Here is a 17,799-nt window from a genome sequence, read left to right as displayed (position 1 = left end):
TCTCTTCCATGATTGATCAAGCTGGGTTATGGTCCGCTGCAATGTCGGCTCTACCCCGACTGGAGGTGTCTGGATGACCAAGCGCTTGCCGCAAGCAGCGGTACCGGCGGCCCGCACTGTTCTTGACGCACGCGATGGGCGCAGCCCGGGCGTGGGTGAGGGGCGCGTGTTCGTGCCGCATGGGCTGCGCCAGGCGCCGGTGCTCGACCTCATGTGCTCGCACTTCGTGCTCACGCTCGCTGCCCGCCAGGGCCCGCGTTTCAATGTGCGCCGCGATCTCAACACGCTGCTCTCGCTCGCCGGGCGCCATCTCGTGTGGCCGCACACCGTGCTGCTGCGCTTGCGCGAGTTCCTGCAGCGCCGCTGCAAGGACAACGAGCTCTGGAGTGGACACGACCGCCTGGCCACCAACGCCTTCATGGAGCGCTACGGTGTGTGGCGCGGCCCCTACGAAGAAGGCACGCTGTTCTTCTATCTGGACGAATACGCCAAGGAGTCGCCCAAAGACCTGCTCTCGGTGCTGGCCGTCACCGGTGAATGGCTCAGCCATTCGCTGAAGAAGCAGTCCACCCTGGTGGAAAAAAACATCGACGCGCTGGCCAGCCTGCTGCAGCTCAACCGCGCCGAGCGCGCGCTGCTGCTCTACGGCACGCTGGCCCGTTACCAGCGCGACCTGCGATCCATCCTGGTCGAGTTCAAGGTGAACAACGCGCCCGAGGCGTACGCGGCGATTGCCGATGTGGCCGGCGTGAAGGCCAGCGAAGTCGGCGAAGCACTGCGCGCCGGCTCTCGCCTGGAGCGCATCGGCATGGTCGAGAACCTGATCTCCGAGCACAACATCACCGACCTGGCCGACCTGATGAAGGTCAGCGAAAAACTCCCGCCGGTGCTCATGCGCGAGTACCGCACACAGAGCGAGCTGATGGCGGTGTTCACGCGGCCGGCCGCGCGCTCGGCGTTGACGGCGAAAGACTTCGACTATGTGGGCGAAGACGTGCGCCTGCTGTGTGGTTTGCTGCGCGAAGCCGTGGCCCGCAAGGAACTCGGGGTGAACGTGCTCATGTACGGCCCGCCTGGCACCGGCAAGACCGAGCTCGCGCGCGTGGTCGCGCAGGCCGCGGGCCTGGAGCTCTTCGAGGTCGAATACGCCGACCGCGACGGCAATGCGCTCAGTGGGCGCGACCGCTACCGCTCGCTGCAGATCGCCCAGGTGTTCCTCAAGGGCACTGCGCACTCCGCGCTCCTGTTTGACGAAGTGGAGGACGTGTTTCCGCCCATCTCCAGCGAGGCCGCGCAGATCATGGCGCGCGCCGAGCACGTGGCCGCTTCACACACCAGCAGCGTCAGCGGCAAGGCCTGGGTGAACCAGATCCTGGAAACCAATGCGGTCCCCACCCTTTGGGTCACCAACCGCATTGAACAGATCGACCCGGCGTTTCGCCGCCGCTTCGCTTACCACCTGGAGCTCAAGAGCCCGCCTCCAGGCGCGCGTGAGCAACTCGTGCGCAAGACGCTGGAAGGCGCGCCGGTGTCCGACGCGCTGGTGGCGCGCCTGACCGAGCGCAAAGGTCTCACGCCCGCGCAGATCCGCACCGCGCTGCGCTTCGCGCAACTCGCGGCCAGCCCCGCCAAACCGGCGGCACGGCGGGCCCGCGCGCCGGCGCAGCCCGCGCCCATGCTGGACGAGCTGATCGAACGCCAGCTGAAGAACGCCGACCTGGCCCTGGGGCGAAAACCCGACCTGGTGCAGCGCCCCAGCGCCACGCAGTACAGCCTGGACATGCTCAATGTCGAGTCGCGCTACGAGCTGCCGCGCGTGATTGCAGCGCTCAAGGCGCGCGGCCACGGCTGCCTGTGTTTCCACGGCGCGCCGGGCACGGGCAAGACGGCGCTGGCCGAGCACCTGGCGCAGCAGCTGGAGCGCCCGCTCATGATCCGCCGCGCCAGCGATCTCGTGAGCAAGTTCGTGGGCGAGACCGAACAGCAGATGGCCGCGATGTTCCGGGAGGCGGAAGCGGAGAAGGCGGTGTTGCTGCTGGACGAGGCCGACAGCTTCCTGCAAGACCGCCGGGGCGCGCAGCGCACGTACGAGGTGACCGAGGTCAATGAGATGTTGCAGGGCATGGAGCGCTTTGCCGGCATCTTCATCTGCACCACCAACCTGATGGACAGCATCGATCAGGCGGCACTGCGGCGCTTCACTTTCAAGATCCGCTTCAAGCCGCTCACGCTGGCGCAGCGCGAGAGGATGTTCGTGGTGGAGGCCCTGGGCGGAGACGCCACGCGGCTGGATGCGGCGCTGGCCGCGCGGCTGGCCAAGCTGGAACAGTTGTGCCCGGGTGACTTCGCGGCGGTGAAGCGCCAGGTCGAGATCCTCGCCGAAGCACTCGCTCCCGAGGAATTCATTGCCCAGCTGGAAGCCGAGCACCGCATCAAGCCAGAGGTGCGTGAGGCGCGGCCCATGGGCTTTACACACTGACGACCGACCCTCCAAACAAAAAGGCCACCCGAAGGTGGCCTTTTTGTTTATCCGGGGCCGCAGCTGCCGCCCCCTGGGGGATGACGCCGCAGGCGGCGCGGGGGGGATCAATGCAACAACGCCATCGGCCCGGTCGGCAGTTCGTCGGGCGAGTAGTCGGGGTGGTTGCTCACGAAGAAGCGCAGCTTCTGGTCGAGGCGGCCCACACGCACGGTGGCCACGCTTTCGCAATGGTGTTTGGAGATCAGGTTGAACAGCTTGCTGCGCAGGAACCAGAGGTCCTTGGGGGTTTGGCAGGACATCAGCGCCGCGTGCATGCGCTGGCGCACCGGGTCCTTGATGTCGGCCATGGCTTCATGGAACTCGTCCACCAGAAAGTCGAGCTCCAGCACCTGGGTGTCGTGGTACTGCGGCTGCATCGGCCGGGATTTGCCAAACCATGGCAATCTGAAAAACATGACGCGCTCCGTTTCGTGGGATCTTGGCTGGGAGAACACATCCCCCGCTTCACCAGAAACATCGGCAGTGCGCCTCGGGTCTTGAGCTGACCGGGCGGTCAAAAGAGGGTGTGCCGACGGGCGGTCGACGCTGTCACACCTTGGTTGACACGCGATGACCTTGGCGCGATGTCAGCTCACACGAAAGCACTCACCACCCGGACCACGTCCGCACCGTAGGCCTCGCGTTTTTTCTGCCCGATACCCGCAATGCCGTCCAGATCGGCCAGGCTTTCGGGTTTGCGGGCCGCGATGGCGCGCAGCGTGGCGTCGTGAAAGATCACGAATGCCGGCAGGTTGTGCTCGCGCGCCACGCCGGCGCGCCAGGCCTTGAGCGCTTCCAGGCACTCGCGCTCCGACAGGCTCAGCGGCACGCCGTCGTCCTTCACGGTGGCACGTGCGGCGCGCTGGCGCCCGCTGCGCACCGAGCCGGACGCCTTGTCGGCCAATGATTTCAGGCGCACCGTGCTGTGGCCTTTGAGGATGTCGCGCGCGGCGTCGGCCAGGTGCAGGGTGTTGTAGGGCGCGTCGTGCACCTGCACCGCTTCGCGCGCGATGAGCTGGCGCAGCAGCGCGCGCCATTGCGTCTCGGAGAGGTCGGCGCCGATGCCGAAGGTGGAGAGCTTGTCGTGCTGGTACTGCGTGACCTTGTCGGTGACCTTGCCGCGCAGGATGTCCATGATATGGCCCGCGCCAAACGCCGTGCCGCTGGCTTGCTGCACGCGGTAGATGCACGAGAGCAGCTTGCGCGCCGATTCGGTCGCGTCAAACATCTCGGGCGGCGTGAGGCAGTTGTCGCAGTTGCCGCAGGGCTGGCTGCTCTCGCCGAAGTACTGCAGCAGCCGCACGCGGCGGCAGTCGCTGGCCTCGGCCAGGGTGAGCAGGGCGTCGAGCTTGCCGCGGAGCACGTTCTTGAACTCGTCGGCCGCCGGGCTTTCGTCGATCATGCGGCGCTGGTTCACCACGTCCTGCAGACCGTAGGCCATCCAGGCGTTGGCGGGTTCGCCGTCGCGCCCGGCGCGCCCGGTTTCCTGGTAATAGCCTTCGATGTTCTTGGGCATGTCCAGGTGGGCGACAAAGCGCACATCGGGCTTGTCGATGCCCATGCCGAAGGCGATCGTGGCCACCATGATCAAGCCCTCTTCGCGCAGGAAGCGGTCCTGGTGGCGCTGGCGCACCGCCGCGTCCAGCCCGGCGTGATACGGCAGGGCGTTAAAGCCGGCTTCGTTGAGCAGGGACGCCACCTCTTCCACGCGGCGGCGCGACTGGCAGTAGACGATGCCCGCGTCATGGCCTTCGGCGCTGGTGTGCTCGTCGCGAATGAAGCGCTGCAGCTGCGCGGTGGCGTCCTTCTTTTCCACCAGCTGGTAGCGGATGTTGGGCCGGTCAAAGCTGCTGATGAAGGTGCGGGCTTCCTGCAGCTGCAGGCGCTCGACGATGTCGGCGCGGGTGAGATCGTCGGCGGTGGCGGTGAGCGCCACGCGGGGCACGCCGGCGTAGCGTTCGTGCAGCACCACCAGCGCGCGGTATTCGGGGCGGAAGTCGTGGCCCCACTGGCTCACGCAGTGCGCTTCGTCGATGGCGAAGAGGCTGAGCTTGCCGCGCTCGTGCAGCGAATCCAGCAGTGCCAAAAAGCGCGGCGTGGTCAGGCGCTCAGGGGCGGCGTAGAGCAGGGTGAGCTCGCCGCGCAGCATCTGCTTTTCCACCTGCTGCGCGTCTTCCAGCGACAGGCTGGAGTTGAGGAAGGCGGCGGCCACGCCGGCTTCGATCAAGGCGCCCACCTGGTCGTGCATCAAGGCGATCAGGGGCGACACCACCACGGTAAGGCCCTGGCCAGCGCGCTCGCGCACGATGGCTGGCACCTGGTAGCACAGCGATTTGCCACCGCCCGTGGGCATGAGCACCAGCGCGTCGCCGCCCGCGCCCACGTGCGAGACGATGTCGGCCTGCGGGCCGCGGAAGGCGTCGTAGCCGAACACCTCGTGCAGCACGTCCAGGCTGCTCTCCAGGATCTCGCTGCCGGGGGCGATGTCGATGGCTTCGGTCACGCGGACACCTCTGGCGCGGCGAGCTTCACATCTGCTCCCAGGGCAGGCCGTCAAACCGCCAGCCGTTGAGGCTGGAGCGCTTGAAGTCCTCGTTGAGTTCGCCCTCAAAGCCGTGCAGCACGTGCGCCACGTTGGTGAAGCCGGCCGCTTCCAGTGCCTTGCCTGCGTCCTGCGTGCGCTTGCCGCTGCGGCAGATGAGCAGCACCGGGCGGCTCTTCTGGCCGGCCTCGCGCTCCACGGCCTGCGCAAAGCGCACGGGGTCGGGTGTGAGGTCGGGGTACTCGTACCAGGGGATGTTCTCCACGCCGGGCGGGCGGCCCACGTAGAGCGACTCGATCTCCATGCGCACGTCGACAAACAGCGGGGGCTCCTCGCCACGGGCCGCGCGTTGCTCGCGTTCGGCCTGCAGCCAGGCCCAGGCCTGCTGGGGCGTGAGGTGTTTCATGCCCGGTATTGTCGGGGAATTCGAAGGGCCGCCGGTCTGGCGCGCGGGGCCGCGCCGAGGGGGCTTCTTACAATCCGGGCATGAACGCTCCTGCCTACACCCGCGCCCAGTCGCTGCCCGACATCCTCAAGCACCGCATTGCCATCCTGGACGGCGCCATGGGCACCATGATCCAGCGCTTCAAGCTGGGCGAGGCCGAGTACCGGGGCGAGCGCTTCAAGGACTTTCACAAGGATGTGAAGGGCAACAACGAGCTGCTCAGCCTCACGCGCCCCGACGTGATCCGCGACATTCACGAAGGCTACCTGGCCGCCGGCGCCGACCTGATCGAGACCAACACCTTCGGTGCCACCACCATCGCACAGGACGACTACGAGATGGGTCACCTGGCGCGCGAGATGAACCTGGCATCGGCCCGCCTGGCGCGTGCAGCCTGCGACAAGTTCAGCACACCCGACAAGCCGCGCTTCGTGGCCGGCGCCCTGGGCCCAACGCCCAAGACCGCGAGCATCAGCCCCGATGTGAACGACGCAGGTGCGCGCAACGTCACCTTCGAGCAACTGCGCGCGGCGTACCTCGAGCAGATCGAGGCGCTGGTGGAAGGCGGGGCCGACGTGCTGCTGGTCGAAACCATCTTCGACACGCTCAACGCCAAGGCCGCGCTGTTTGCCATCGACGAGTTCTTCGAGACCAGCGGCCAGCGCCTGCCGCTGATCATCAGCGGCACCGTGACGGACGCATCCGGCCGCATTCTGAGCGGCCAGACCGTGACCGCCTTCTGGGCGAGCGTGCGCCACCTGCAGCCGATGGCTGTGGGGTTGAACTGCGCGCTGGGCGCGGCGCTGATGCGGCCGTACATCCAGGAGCTGGCCAAGGCCGCGGGTGACACGTTCATCAGCTGCTACCCCAATGCCGGTCTGCCCAACCCGATGAGCGACACCGGCTTTGACGAGACGCCCGAAGACACCAGCCGCCTGCTGCGCGAGTTCGCCGCGGAAGGCCTGGTCAACATCGTCGGCGGTTGCTGTGGCACCACGCCGCAGCACATCGAAGCGATCCGCCTGAGCGTGGAGCCGCTGGCGCCACGCGGCCTCAAGCGCGACTACTTCTACAAGGAAGCGGCCTGAGCCGACGGCACCACGCAGGACGTGGTGACCCGGCAATCTGTCGATGACGCCAAGACCTTCAGGTTTTTCCTGAAGGTCTTTCAGTTTGCGGGGCTTGCCGGCTCGAAGACAATCGCGGTTCCCTTCAAGGGGAGTAGTCAGCCTGCCGCCCGACGCCCAGTCGGTGTCCGGCAGGAGGAGTTTTCGTCAATACGCGACCTGCCGGTCGCCGGAAACTCCCCGCCGCATTGCGTGGCCGTGGCAAGACCTTGGGGTGTTTGTTCAACACCAACCTGAGGTTTCTCAATGGATAGCATTGCCCCGCTGTGGCTGTGGGTCGTCTTCGTCGTGTTCGTCGTGGCGGCCTTGTTTGTCGACTTTGTGGTGCTCAAGAAGCAGGGCTCCCATGCCGTGGGCGTGAAGGAAGCGCTGAACTGGTCGATCATCTGGGTCGCCTTGAGCTTCGTGTTCAACGCGCTGTTCTGGTGGGCCATCAAGGACAGCACCGGGTCCAGCGAACTTGCCACCGAAAAGTCGCTGGAGTTCCTGACGGGCTACCTCATCGAGAAGAGCCTGGCGGTGGACAACATCTTCGTCTTCCTGCTGATCTTCACGTACTTCGCGGTGCCGCCAGAGTTCCAGAAGCGCGTGCTGATGATCGGCATCCTGGGCGCCATCGTGCTGCGCACCGTGATGATTCTGGTCGGCGGCTGGCTGATCTCGGAGTTCCACTGGGTGCTCTATGTGTTCGGTGCCTTCCTGGTGCTGACCGGCGTCAAGATGTGGTGGGCCGCTGGCCAGGAACCCAACCTGGACGACAACCCCGCGCTCAAGCTGCTGCGCAAGGTGCTGCCCGTGAGCAAGGGTTTTGACGGCGAGAAGTTCTTCACCATGGAAAACGGCAAGCGCATTGCCACGCCGCTGTTCATGGTGATCTGCCTGGTGGGCCTGACCGACGTGATCTTTGCGGTGGACTCGATCCCCGCCATCTTCGCAATCACCAAGGACCCGTTCATCGTGCTGACCAGCAACGTGTTTGCCATCCTGGGCCTGCGCGCCATGTTCTTCCTGCTGCAGGCCGCTGCCAGCCGCTTCCACCTGCTGAACTACGGCCTGGCCGTGATCCTGGTCTTCATCGGCACCAAGATGCTGCTGATCGACATCTACAAGATTCCGGTGGCCGTGTCGCTGGGCGTGGTGTTCGCCATCCTGGTGGTCACCATGCTGTGGAGCAACCGCACCGCCGAGAAGAGCAGCTGATCAGGATTCGTCCGGCACCAGCCGGTTGATCTCCTGCTGCATGCTCTGCACCAGCTGGCTGTAGAGCTGCAGTTTGCTGTCGGCCTCGCGCAGGCGGCGGCTCAGGCGCAGGGCCACCGCGCTCAGCAGCTTGGCGGCGGTGGCGGGCTCCTCGGCCATGAGGGCCTCCAGCGCCTCCCGCGTGAGCACCGCGCAGCGCACCTCGGTGCTGGCAGTGCAGGTGGCCGAGCGGGCCGCGCCGTCCATCAGCGACATCTCGCCCATCAGGTGGCCTGGGCCGAGCACGTTGATGGTCAGCGGCGAGGTGCGGCTGACCGTCACGGCCTCCACCGTGACCTCGCCTTCGACCACCAGCGCCATGAAGCCGTCGTCGCCGCTGCCCCCGCTGTCGCCCTGGCGGATGATGGCCTCGCCCTCCGCGCAGCGGCGCAGCTGCATGTAGCCCACCACCGTGAGGGCTTCTGCCTCGCTCAGCTGGATCAGCGCCGTGGACGAGCGCAGCAGGTCGGCCGCGCGCACGGCGGTGCCTGAAGCGCTCACACGCTCGCGCAGCGCGACCGAGCGGCGCTTGCGCGCGCTGGCGGTGTCGTCGCGGGTACCAAACAAGGTGTGGAACAGGGCCATGGCGGTGGGGCGGGCAGAAAACACGCGATTGTCATGCGTTTGCGCGCAATGATCCACCCCGCGTGCACCGCTTTGGCACATCCATTGCTTGGGCACCACCATGCACCTGGACGCCTCCACCCATCTGGTCAGCCGCCCGCAGACGCCGTCTGCCGGTGCCTGGCGCGACCCGCTCGCGCTGCTGCTGGCGTCCACCGGCGAGGGCGTGTTCGGCGTGGACCTGGACGGCCTGTGCGTGTTCATCAACCACGCGGGCGCCCGCATGATCGGCTTCGAGCCCGCGGAGCTGCTGGGCTGCAACATGCACGACCTCACCCACCACTCGCACGCCGACGGCGCGCACTACCCGGTGGAAGATTGCCCGATCTTCAACGCCTTTCGCCAGGGCCTGCCGTGCCGCATCGACAGCGAGGTGTTCTGGCGCCGCGACGGCTCGGCCTTTCCGGTGGAGTATTCGAGCCACCCCATCCTGGACGGTGGCGAGGTGCGCGGCGCGGTGGTCACCTTCGTCGACATCACCGAGCGCAAGCGCGCCGCCGATGCGCTGCAGCGCGCCAAGGACGAGCTGGAAGAACGTGTGGGTGAGCGCACGCTCGCGCTGGCCACAGCGCTCAAGCAGGTGCGCGAACTCGCTGCGCGGTCCGAGACGGTGCGTGAAGACGAGCGCACCCGCATCGCCCGCGAGGTGCACGATGAGCTCGGCAGCCTGCTGGTGGCGCTCAAGATGGACGTGAACTGGATGGACAAGCGCCTGGCCGAGCAGGAGCAGCGCACCGCCGAAGCCGCCCACGACATGCGCGAGCGCATGCGCTGCAAGTGCCAGAACATGAGCCGGCTGATCGAGACCGCGGTGGACAACGTCGGGCGCATCATCACGGACCTGCGCCCCAGCATCCTGGACCACCAGGGCCTGTGGGCGGCGCTCGAATGGCAGGCGCAGGAATTCGTGCAGTCCGCCGAGATGGCGCTGGACTGGTGCATGGAGGTGGCCGACGCCCCCGAGCCGCCCGAACCGCTGGCCATGGCGGTGTTTCGCATCTTTCAGGAAATGCTTAGCAACGTGGGGCGCCACGCGCGTGCCAACCGCCTGGGGGTGCACATCGTCGTGCAGGGGACTGCACTGCAACTGACCGTGCAGGACAATGGCGTGGGCGCACCGCCGCAAGCCTTCGAGGCCGCGAATGCCTACGGCGTGATGGGCATGCGCGAGCGGGCGCGCCATTTCGGCGGCCATATTCAAATCGACAGCGCACCAGGTCAGGGCACGCGCATGTGCCTGGCGGTCGCGCTGCGTGGAGACCTAGCTTGAACACCAGTTTTGATGTGCTGGCAGAGACCATTCGCGTGCTGATCGGCGACGACCACCGCATCGTGCGCGAAGGCCTCAAACAGATCCTGGCCGATGCGCCCGACGTGCAGGTGGTGGCGGAAGCGCAAACCGGTGAAGAGGTGCTGGCGCAGGTGAACGAACTCGGCGGCAGCCTGGGGCTGGACCTCGTGTTGCTCGACATCGCCATGCCCGGCCTCGATGGCCTGGACGTGCTGCAGGCCATCAAGCGCGACCACCCGCGCCTGCCGGTGCTCATGCTCAGCACCTACCCCGAGAAGCAGTACGCGGTGCGCTGCATCCGCCTGGGTGCCTGCGGCTACCTCAACAAGAGCGCCGACCCCGACGACATGCTGGCCGCGGTGCGCAAGGCCGCCGGTGGCGCGGTGTTTGTGAGCCAGGCCACGGCCGAGGCGCTGGCCGCCGCCGTGGGCAGCGCGGCCGCGCAGGCGGGGCCGGAGGCGCTGTCGCACCGCGAGTACCAGGTCTACCGCCTGCTCACGCAGGGGCGCACCGTGAGCGAAATTGGTGCGCAGCTGGGCCTGGCGCCCAACACCGTGAGCACTTACCGTGCACGCGTGCTGGAGAAGACCGGCACGAAGAACGATGTGGAGCTCGCGCTGTACGCCGAGCGCCACGCCCGCGCGCCCAAAAACGGCTGAAAGCGCGCCGTATGTAGGGCTGGCCCTACACCGCGTGGGAAAGCGCTGCACGACTTGCGCACCCAGGGCGCTCAAAGCGGCTGCGGGCGGCTTGGTTGGCCCGGTGCTTGCAAAGACCTCCTCGTCTTCAACACACGAGGTGCGCCATGTCCGAATTCTTCGACCCCTACAACGCCGATCGTCCGCTCATGATGAAGTGCAGCTGCGGGCGCGACCACACCGTGGCCGACCACCACGCCGAGGTGGCCGCAGACAGCGCGGCGATCGAGCTGCGCCGCCGCAGCGAGACGGCCGAGTTCGAGGCCTACAGCAACGAGTTCATTGAAGCAACGCTGGTGAAAGCGCTGTTCCCGCACGACGAAGTGCGCCGCCGTTTCCTGCGCGCGGTGGGCAAGGGCACGGCCATGGCCGCCATTGCGAGCGTGCTGCCCGTGGGCACCATGCAGGCCATGGCGCAAGAGGCGGGCAAGCCCGGCACGCTGGAGAAGACCAACCTGAAGATCGGCTTCATTCCGATCACCTGCGCCACGCCGCTGATCATGGCGCACCCGCTGGGCTTCTACAGCAAGCAGGGCCTCAACGTCGAGGTCACCAAGACCGCAGGCTGGGCGCTGGTGCGCGACAAGATGATCAACAAGGAGTACGACGCGTCGCACTTCCTCTCGCCGATGCCGCTGGCCATCTCGCTGGGCCTGGGCAGCAACGCCACGCCGATGAACGTGGCCACGATCCAGAACATCAACGGCCAGGCCATCACGCTCGCGCTCAAGCACAAGGACAACCGCGACCCGAAGAACTGGAAGGGCTTCAAGTTCGGCATCCCGTTTGACTACTCGATGCACAACTTCCTGCTGCGCTACTACCTCGCAGAGAACGGCCTGAACCCGGACACCGACGTGCAGCTGCGCGTGATCCCGCCCGCCGAGATGGTGGCCAACCTGCGCGCCGGCAACATCGACGGCTTCCTCGGCCCCGATCCGTTCAACCAGCGCGCGGTGTTTGACGAAGTCGGCTTCATCCACGTGCTGACCAAGGACCTCTGGAACGGCCACCCCTGCTGCGCCTTCGGCACCAGCACCGAGTTCATCCAGAAGAACCCCAACACCTTCGCGGCGCTGTACCGCGCGGTGCTCACTTCGGCCGCCATGGCGCGCGACCCGAAGAACCGCGAGCTCATTGCCAAGGTGATTGCACCCACGCAGTACCTCAACCAGCCCGAAGCCGTGCTCACGCAGGTGCTCACCGGCCGCTTCGCCGACGGCCTGGGCAAGATCCAGACGGTGCCCGACCGCGCCGACTTCGACCCGATGCCGTGGCAGAGCATGGCGGTGTGGATGCTCACGCAGATGCAGCGCTGGGGCTACATCAAGGGCGACGTGAACTACAAGCAGATTGCCGAGCGGGTGTTCCTCATCACCGACGCGCGCAAGTACATGAAGGACCTCGGTCAGCCTTTCGCCGCAGGGCCGGGCTACACCAAGCACACCATCATGGGCAAGCCGTTTGACGCCGCCAAACCGGCCGAGTACCTCAAGAGCTTTGCCATCAGCAAGGCCGCGTGACCATGAAGACCGCCACCCTCAACCTGCGCGCGGCCCTGGTGTCGCTGCTCATCTTCGTCTTCTTTGTCGGGGCGTGGCAGCTCTCCACCAGCGGGCCGAGCATTGGCGGCGCCTCCGCCGGCATGACGGCCGAGGAAATCGAGTACGCCAAGATGATGGGCAAGGACCCCGGTGCGGCCAAGAGCACCGGCTTCCCGCCGCCCATCGAAGTGGCCAAGGCGACCTGGGCGCAGCTCTCTGATCCGTTCTACGACAAGGGACCGAACGACAAGGGCATCGGCATCCAGCTCGCGCATTCGCTGGCGCGCGTGGGCCTGGGCTTTCTGCTCGCCATGGCCGTGGCCATTCCGCTGGGCTTTCTCATCGGGATGTCGCCGCTCATGCGCAAGGCGTTCGACCCGTTCGTGCAGGTCTTGAAGCCGATCAGCCCGCTGGCCTGGATGCCGCTGGCGCTCTACACGCTCAAGGACAGCGACGTGAGCGGCATCTTCGTCATCTTCATCTGCTCGGTCTGGCCCATGCTGATCAACACCGCCTTTGGCGTGGCGTCGGTCAAGCGCGAGTGGCTTAACGTGGCCAGCACGCTGGAGGTGAACCCGATCCGCAAGGCCTTCCAGGTGATCTTGCCGGCGGCTGCGCCCACCATCCTCATCGGCATGCGCATCAGCATGGGCATTGCCTGGCTGGTGATCGTGGCCGCCGAGATGCTGGTGGGCGGCACCGGCGTGGGCTACTTCGTGTGGAACGAGTGGAACAACCTCTCGCTCACCAACGTGATCTTTGCCGTTCTGCTGATCGGCGTGGTGGGCATGTTGCTCGACCTGATGTTTGCCCAACTGCAGAAGGCGGTGACCTATGTGGAGTGACACCAGCGTGCGCGAAAGCGCCTTGCCCCAAGCCATTGCAGCGGCCCCAACGAAAGCGCCCAAGATGACCGGTTTCCTCCAGGTTGAACAACTCGCCAAGGCCTACCAGGCCGACAAGCCGGTGTTCGCCGACGTGTCCTTCGCCATCGACAAAGGCGAGTTCGTCTGCATCATCGGCCACAGCGGCTGCGGCAAGACCACCATTCTCAACGTGCTCGCGGGGCTGGACACCGCCACCTCCGGCCACTGCTTCATGGACGGCCGCGAGATCGCCGGCCCCAGCCTGGAGCGCGGCGTGGTGTTCCAGAGCCACGCGCTCATGCCGTGGCTCACCGTGCGGCAAAACATCGCGTTTGCCGTCAAGTCGCGCTGGCCCGACATGCCGCGCGCCGAGCTCAGCGCGCATGTGGAAAAGTTCGTGGCGCTGGTGGGTCTGTCGCCGGCCATCGACAAGAAGCCCAGCCAGCTCTCGGGCGGCATGAAGCAGCGCGTGGGCATTGCGCGGGCGTTCGCCATCCAGCCCAAGATGCTGCTGCTCGACGAGCCCTTTGGCGCGCTCGATGCGCTCACGCGCGGGACCATCCAGGACGAACTGATGGGCATCGTGCGCGAGACGCAGCAAACGGTGTTCATGATCACGCACGACGTGGACGAAGCCATCCTGCTGGCCGACCGCATCCTGCTCATGAGCAACGGCACGGACACGCCCGGCGGCTACAAGCCCGGTGGCATGGCCGAGGTGGTGGTGAACCCGCTGCCCCGCAGCCGCACGCGCGCGCAACTCCATCACCTCGATGGCTACTACGACTTGCGCAACCACATCGTGGACTTCCTGGTCTCGCGTGCGCGAGCCCATTGAACCCCCCGCGTCGCCTTCGGCGCCACCCCCCTCGGGGAGGGGGGCGACACCTGGGGCCGGCGGAGCCGGACCCGCGGTGTCCCTGGACCACTTCCCTTCACTCAACCGTTTCATCAACAAAGAGGCAACACCATGAGCCGACTCGACGTCACCGAAAAAATCATCAACACCAAAGTCACCAAGGGCCTGAGCTGGGCCGATGTGGCCAAGAAGGTGGGCCAGTCCAAGGAATGGACCACCGCGCTGTGCCTGGGCCAGATGACGGCCACACCCGCACAAGCCAAGGCCCTGGGCAAGATCTTCGGCCTGTCCACCGAAGAGCAGAAGTGGCTGCAGGTCGTGCCCTACAAGGGCTCGCTGCCCACGTCCGTGCCCACCGACCCGCTGATCTACCGCTTCTACGAGCTGGTGAGCGTGTACGGCACGACCTTCAAGGAACTGATCCACGAAGAATTCGGCGACGGCATCATGAGCGCGATCGACTTCAAGATGGACATGCAGCGCCAGGCCGACCCCAATGGCGACCGCGTGCAGATCGTGATGTCGGGCAAGTTCCTGCCCTACAAACAGTACTGATCGAGGCGCGCCCTGCGGATCACCCTGGGCTGTGTGCGCTGGGCTTGCAGGCAACCGCCAGCGAGGCATGCGTTGTGCTTAGATACCCGCATGCCCACCACACCCCTGATCCGCCTGTCCCATTCCTGGCTGGACGATGGCCACGCGCTGGTCGCCGGTTCGCTCTTTGTGGCGCTGGGCATGACCATGTTTGCCCACGCGGGCCTGCTCACGGGGGGTGTGGCGGGCGTGGCGTTTCTGGTGAGTTACGCCACCGGGCTGAGCCTGGCGTTGTGCTTCTTCCTGTTCAGCCTGCCGTTCTTCTGGCTGTCGTGGCAGCGCCTGGGCGTGGCGTTCACGCTCAAGAGCTTGTGCGCGGTCACGCTGGTGTCGCTGTGCACCGCGCTGGCGCCGCAGGTGGTGCGCTTCGAGCTGCTCAACCCTTGGGTGGCCTCGGTGCTGGGCGGCTTTCTCATTGGTTTTGGTTTGCTCGCCCTGCTGCGCCACCAGGCCAGCGTGGGCGGCGTGAACATCGTGGCGCAGTGGCTGCAGCAGAGCCGCGGCGTGCGCGCGGGCCATGTGCAGATGGGCGTGGACGTGCTGGTGGTGCTGGCCGCGCTCGCGGTGGTGCCGCCGCAGCGCGTGCTGCAGTCGGTGGTGGGTGCGGTGGCCATTGGCGCCATCCTCACGCTCAACCACCGGCCCGGGCGCTACCTCGGCGTGTAGCCACCCCGAGGCTCAAGGCAGCGGAATCCACTCCTGGTTGTCGTCGGGGGGCAGCGCAAAGCGGCCCGCGGCCCAGTCGGCCTTGGCTTGCTCGATGCGCTCCTTGCGCGAGGACACGAAGTTCCAGAACACGTGGCGCTCGCCCACCGGCTCACCGCCAAACACCATGAGCGTGGCCTTGGTGTGGGCCTTCAGGGTGGCGTCGGTGTCGTTGCCGAACACCAGCAGCTGGCCCGGCACGTAGGTGACGCCGTCGTACTCGACTTCACCGCGCGCCACGTAGGCGGCCTGTTCGCTGTAGCCGCCGGGCAGCGCCAGGCGGGCGCCAGGTTGCCACTCGGTGTGCAGGTAAAACAGCGGCGAGTGCGTGCGCACGGGGCTCTTCATGCCGTAGGCCTCGCCGGCGATCAGGCGCATCCACACGCCGCCCTCGTCGCGCACCGGCAGGTCGGCCGACGGGTAGTGGGTGAAGGCGGGGTCGGTCTCTTCGTCGGCCTCGGGCAGGGCCACCCACAGCTGCATGAGTTCGAGCCCGCCACCCGCGAACGAGTCGGGGTGCTTGAAGCGCTCCGAATGCGAGATGCCGCGCCCGGCGGTCATCCAGTTCACGTCGCCGGGGTTGATGAGCTGGTGCACGCCCAGGCTGTCGCGGTGCGACACCTGCCCGCTGAGCAGGTAGCTCACCGTGGACAGGCCGATGTGCGGGTGCGGCCGCACATCGGCCGCGCGCGTGTCTTCGGCGGCCAGCGTCACGGGGCCGGCGTGGTCCACGAAGATCCACGGGCCGACCATGCGGCGCTTGGCATACGGCAGCACGCGCCGCACCTTCAGGCCGTGGCCCAGGTCCGCCTCGCGGGCGGTGATCACCATCTCAAGCATCGTGAACTCCTGTTCAGGCTTCAGCCGTAATTCGACCCATCTTGCCGCTCTGGAAATCGGCGAAGGCCTGGTGGATCTCGGCCTCGGTATTCATCACGAACGGACCATACCCCACCACCGGCTCGTCGATGGGTTCGCCGGTGAGCCACAGCACGGTGGCGTCTTCCAGCACCTCGAAGCGCACGTCCTGCCCATCGCGTGAGAACACCGGCATTTGCGCCGGGCCCACTTCCTGGCCATCGGCCAGGCGCAGGCGGCCGCGCAGCACCAGGGGTGCCGTGGTGTGGCCCTCGGCGGCGGGCAGCGTCACGCTGTGGCCCGCCTTCAGGCGCAGGTCCCACACCTGCATGGGCGTGAAGGTGCGGGCCGGTCCCGTCTGGCCCTGGAATGCGCCCGCGATGATGCGCGCCACGCCGGCGCCGTCGGCCAGATCCACCTGCGGGATCTGGTCGCGCGTGATGCCCTGGTAGCCGGGTGCGGCCATCTTGTCGCGCGCGGGCAGGTTCACCCAGAGCTGCACCATTTCAAACGCGCCACCGGTCTTGGCAAAGCGCTCGCCGTGGTACTCCTCGTGCACGATGCCGGCCGCCGCCGTCATCCACTGCACTTCACCGGGGCCGATGGTGCCGCCACCGCCGCTGGAGTCGCGGTGCGAGACCTCACCGTCGTAGACGATGGTCACGGTTTCGAAGCCCCGGTGCGGGTGCTGGCCCACGCCGCGCTGCTTCGTGGTGGGCTCAAAGCGCGTGGGGCCGCCGTAGTCGAGCATGAGGAAGGGCGAGAAGCGCTCGGGCCGGTCGTTGTACGAAAACATGTTGCGCACGGGGAAGCCATCGCCGACCCAGTGGCCGCCGGCGTTGCGCTGGATGAAGGAAACGGTTTTCATGCGGTGATCTCCTGGTTGAAGGTGCACTGTACCGGGCATGGCGGCGGGTGATAAGTCGGTAAGATCGCAAATCATTTTTCAATGAGCTGAACAATCACACCATGGACCTGAACGACACGCTGGTGTTTGTGCGCGTGGCGCAGGCCGGTGGCTTCAGCGCCGCCGCGCGGCTGCTGGGCATGCCCACCTCCACCCTGAGCGTGCGCGTGTCGCGGCTGGAAAAGCGCCTGGGCGTGACGCTGCTGCAGCGCACGACGCGCCGCCTGCGCCTGACCGAGGCCGGCCAGGCCTACCTGCACCAGGCCGCGCGCGGGCTCGAGGACATCCTGCAGGCCGAGGCCCAGATCGATGCCGGCCGGCACGAGGCGCAAGGCCTTTTGCGCATCACGCTGCCCATCGACATGGGCGACGAGCAGCTGCTGGGCATCCTCAGCACCTACCGCGCGCGGCATCCGGGCGTGTCGATCGAACTGGTGTTTTCCGACGCGCGCCTGGACCTGGTGGCGCAGGGGCTGGACGTGGCGCTGCGCACCGGTGAACTGGCCGACTCCAGCCTGGTCGCGCGCCAGATCGGGCAGGCGCGCTGGGCGCCCTTTGCCCACCCCGACTACCTGGCGCGCGCCCCCGCCCTGCGAGTGCCCAAAGACCTCACACAACACGCCACGCTGTGCTTCAGCCCGCTGGGGCGCGACCGCTGGACGCTCACCCGAGGCAAGGCGCGTGCACAGGTGCCGCTGCGCAGCGCCTTTGCCGCCAACGACATGCGGCTCATCCGCCAGCTCGCGCTCGACGGCCAGGGCGTGGCCCTGCTGCCCGACTACGTGTGCCGCCGCGACGTGGGGCATGGCCAGCTGGTGCCGCTGCTGCCCGGCTGGCACGCGCGCACCGACCCCATCCACCTCGTGTACCCCGGCCAGCGCTTCGTGCCGGCCAAGCTGCGCCATTTCATCGATGAGGCGGGGCCAGCGCTGTCTGCCCTTTTCGAGCGCTGAGGCGGCTAAGCTCGTGGCCCGCGTCC

The 17,799-nt window shown here is 66.9% G+C and carries 17 protein-coding genes; 11 read left to right on the top strand and 6 right to left on the bottom strand.

What is annotated here, in order from left to right:
- The first annotated feature begins 73 nt into the window (after positions 1–73).
- A complete protein-coding gene (locus KXJ60_RS11915; protein ID WP_291127589.1) occupies positions 74–2,479 on the top strand; it encodes an AAA family ATPase in 2,406 nt (801 codons plus the stop codon).
- A 107-nt stretch (positions 2,480–2,586) separates the two neighbouring features.
- Here KXJ60_RS11915 and KXJ60_RS11910 read toward each other — a convergent pair whose 3' ends face one another.
- From KXJ60_RS11910 to KXJ60_RS11900, 3 genes are all read right to left on the bottom strand, one after another.
- Complete coding sequence (locus KXJ60_RS11910; protein WP_291127586.1) at positions 2,587–2,937, bottom strand: hypothetical protein; 351 nt, start codon at positions 2,935–2,937, stop codon at positions 2,587–2,589.
- 176 nt (positions 2,938–3,113) lie between these two features.
- Complete coding sequence (gene recQ, locus KXJ60_RS11905) at positions 3,114–5,024, bottom strand: DNA helicase RecQ (protein ID WP_291127583.1); 1,911 nt, start codon at positions 5,022–5,024, stop codon at positions 3,114–3,116.
- 25 nt (positions 5,025–5,049) lie between these two features.
- Positions 5,050–5,469 carry a rhodanese-like domain-containing protein gene (locus tag KXJ60_RS11900; RefSeq protein ID WP_291127580.1) on the bottom strand — a complete coding sequence of 140 codons (420 nt, stop codon included), beginning with the start codon at positions 5,467–5,469 and terminating at the stop codon, positions 5,050–5,052.
- 80 nt (positions 5,470–5,549) lie between these two features.
- Between KXJ60_RS11900 and KXJ60_RS11895 the strand changes: the two genes are divergently transcribed.
- Positions 5,550–6,596, top strand: a complete 1,047-nt coding sequence (locus tag KXJ60_RS11895) for a homocysteine S-methyltransferase family protein (RefSeq protein WP_291127577.1) — start codon at positions 5,550–5,552, stop codon at positions 6,594–6,596.
- A gap of 285 nt (positions 6,597–6,881) precedes the next feature.
- A complete protein-coding gene (locus KXJ60_RS11890; protein WP_291127575.1) occupies positions 6,882–7,835 on the top strand; it encodes a TerC family protein in 954 nt (317 codons plus the stop codon).
- On the opposite strand, the gene KXJ60_RS11885 is transcribed toward KXJ60_RS11890, so the two are convergent.
- On the bottom strand, positions 7,836–8,483 hold the full coding sequence (locus KXJ60_RS11885) for a cyclic nucleotide-binding domain-containing protein (RefSeq protein ID WP_291127572.1): 648 nt from the start codon (positions 8,481–8,483) through the stop codon (positions 7,836–7,838). It lies immediately after the preceding gene.
- 76 nt (positions 8,484–8,559) lie between these two features.
- Here KXJ60_RS11885 and KXJ60_RS11880 point away from each other — a divergent pair, with 76 nt between their 5' ends.
- From KXJ60_RS11880 to KXJ60_RS11850, 7 genes are all read left to right on the top strand, one after another.
- Positions 8,560–9,768, top strand: coding sequence for a PAS domain-containing sensor histidine kinase (locus KXJ60_RS11880; protein WP_291127803.1), 1,209 nt, complete (start codon positions 8,560–8,562; stop codon positions 9,766–9,768).
- Between the two features lie 17 nt (positions 9,769–9,785).
- Entirely contained in the window at positions 9,786–10,448 is a 663-nt protein-coding gene (locus KXJ60_RS11875) for a response regulator transcription factor (RefSeq protein WP_291127800.1), read from the top strand.
- A 146-nt stretch (positions 10,449–10,594) separates the two neighbouring features.
- Entirely contained in the window at positions 10,595–12,010 is a 1,416-nt protein-coding gene (locus tag KXJ60_RS11870; RefSeq protein WP_291127569.1) for a CmpA/NrtA family ABC transporter substrate-binding protein, read from the top strand.
- Between the two features lie 2 nt (positions 12,011–12,012).
- Positions 12,013–12,876: a nitrate ABC transporter permease gene (gene ntrB, locus KXJ60_RS11865; RefSeq protein WP_291127566.1), complete on the top strand. Its 864-nt coding sequence runs from the start codon at positions 12,013–12,015 to the stop codon at positions 12,874–12,876.
- Positions 12,866–13,735 carry an ABC transporter ATP-binding protein gene (locus tag KXJ60_RS11860; RefSeq protein WP_291127563.1) on the top strand — a complete coding sequence of 290 codons (870 nt, stop codon included), beginning with the start codon at positions 12,866–12,868 and terminating at the stop codon, positions 13,733–13,735. The genes ntrB and KXJ60_RS11860 overlap by 11 nt, the downstream gene beginning before the upstream one ends.
- A 132-nt stretch (positions 13,736–13,867) precedes the next feature.
- Positions 13,868–14,311, top strand: a complete 444-nt coding sequence (gene cynS, locus KXJ60_RS11855) for a cyanase (protein ID WP_291127560.1) — start codon at positions 13,868–13,870, stop codon at positions 14,309–14,311.
- A gap of 90 nt (positions 14,312–14,401) precedes the next feature.
- Entirely contained in the window at positions 14,402–15,016 is a 615-nt protein-coding gene (locus tag KXJ60_RS11850; protein WP_291127557.1) for a YitT family protein, read from the top strand.
- A 12-nt stretch (positions 15,017–15,028) separates the two neighbouring features.
- Here the strand turns inward: KXJ60_RS11850 and KXJ60_RS11845 are convergent, their stop codons facing one another.
- Both KXJ60_RS11845 and KXJ60_RS11840 read right to left on the bottom strand, forming a co-directional pair.
- Entirely contained in the window at positions 15,029–15,895 is an 867-nt protein-coding gene (locus KXJ60_RS11845; protein ID WP_291127554.1) for a pirin family protein, read from the bottom strand.
- A gap of 13 nt (positions 15,896–15,908) precedes the next feature.
- Positions 15,909–16,781, bottom strand: coding sequence for a pirin family protein (locus KXJ60_RS11840; RefSeq protein ID WP_291127551.1), 873 nt, complete (start codon positions 16,779–16,781; stop codon positions 15,909–15,911).
- A gap of 101 nt (positions 16,782–16,882) precedes the next feature.
- On the opposite strand from KXJ60_RS11840, the gene KXJ60_RS11835 reads away from it, so the two are divergent.
- Positions 16,883–17,773: a LysR family transcriptional regulator gene (locus KXJ60_RS11835; protein ID WP_291127548.1), complete on the top strand. Its 891-nt coding sequence runs from the start codon at positions 16,883–16,885 to the stop codon at positions 17,771–17,773.
- Positions 17,774–17,799 lie beyond the last annotated feature (26 nt).

It is taken from the genome of Hydrogenophaga sp., assembly GCF_019264445.1.
In the GTDB taxonomy this organism is placed as follows: Bacteria; Pseudomonadota; Gammaproteobacteria; order Burkholderiales; family Burkholderiaceae_C; genus Hydrogenophaga.
This window is presented reverse-complemented; position numbering and strand designations above follow the sequence as displayed.

What these genes read in the sequence shown, in the direction of transcription:
- KXJ60_RS11915 (WP_291127589.1), top strand. Translation starts at nt 74, where the DNA reads ATGACCAAGCGCTTGCCGCAAGCAGCGGTACCGGCGGCCCGCACTGTT.
- KXJ60_RS11910 (WP_291127586.1), bottom strand. Translation starts at nt 2,937, where the DNA reads ATGTTTTTCAGATTGCCATGGTTTGGCAAATCCCGGCCGATGCAGCCG.
- KXJ60_RS11900 (WP_291127580.1), bottom strand. Translation starts at nt 5,469, where the DNA reads ATGAAACACCTCACGCCCCAGCAGGCCTGGGCCTGGCTGCAGGCCGAA.
- KXJ60_RS11895 (WP_291127577.1), top strand. Translation starts at nt 5,550, where the DNA reads ATGAACGCTCCTGCCTACACCCGCGCCCAGTCGCTGCCCGACATCCTC.
- KXJ60_RS11890 (WP_291127575.1), top strand. Translation starts at nt 6,882, where the DNA reads ATGGATAGCATTGCCCCGCTGTGGCTGTGGGTCGTCTTCGTCGTGTTC.
- KXJ60_RS11880 (WP_291127803.1), top strand. Translation starts at nt 8,560, where the DNA reads ATGCACCTGGACGCCTCCACCCATCTGGTCAGCCGCCCGCAGACGCCG.
- KXJ60_RS11870 (WP_291127569.1), top strand. Translation starts at nt 10,595, where the DNA reads ATGTCCGAATTCTTCGACCCCTACAACGCCGATCGTCCGCTCATGATG.
- ntrB (WP_291127566.1), top strand. Translation starts at nt 12,013, where the DNA reads ATGAAGACCGCCACCCTCAACCTGCGCGCGGCCCTGGTGTCGCTGCTC.
- KXJ60_RS11860 (WP_291127563.1), top strand. Translation starts at nt 12,866, where the DNA reads ATGTGGAGTGACACCAGCGTGCGCGAAAGCGCCTTGCCCCAAGCCATT.
- cynS (WP_291127560.1), top strand. Translation starts at nt 13,868, where the DNA reads ATGAGCCGACTCGACGTCACCGAAAAAATCATCAACACCAAAGTCACC.
- KXJ60_RS11850 (WP_291127557.1), top strand. Translation starts at nt 14,402, where the DNA reads ATGCCCACCACACCCCTGATCCGCCTGTCCCATTCCTGGCTGGACGAT.
- KXJ60_RS11845 (WP_291127554.1), bottom strand. Translation starts at nt 15,895, where the DNA reads ATGCTTGAGATGGTGATCACCGCCCGCGAGGCGGACCTGGGCCACGGC.
- KXJ60_RS11840 (WP_291127551.1), bottom strand. Translation starts at nt 16,781, where the DNA reads ATGAAAACCGTTTCCTTCATCCAGCGCAACGCCGGCGGCCACTGGGTC.
- KXJ60_RS11835 (WP_291127548.1), top strand. Translation starts at nt 16,883, where the DNA reads ATGGACCTGAACGACACGCTGGTGTTTGTGCGCGTGGCGCAGGCCGGT.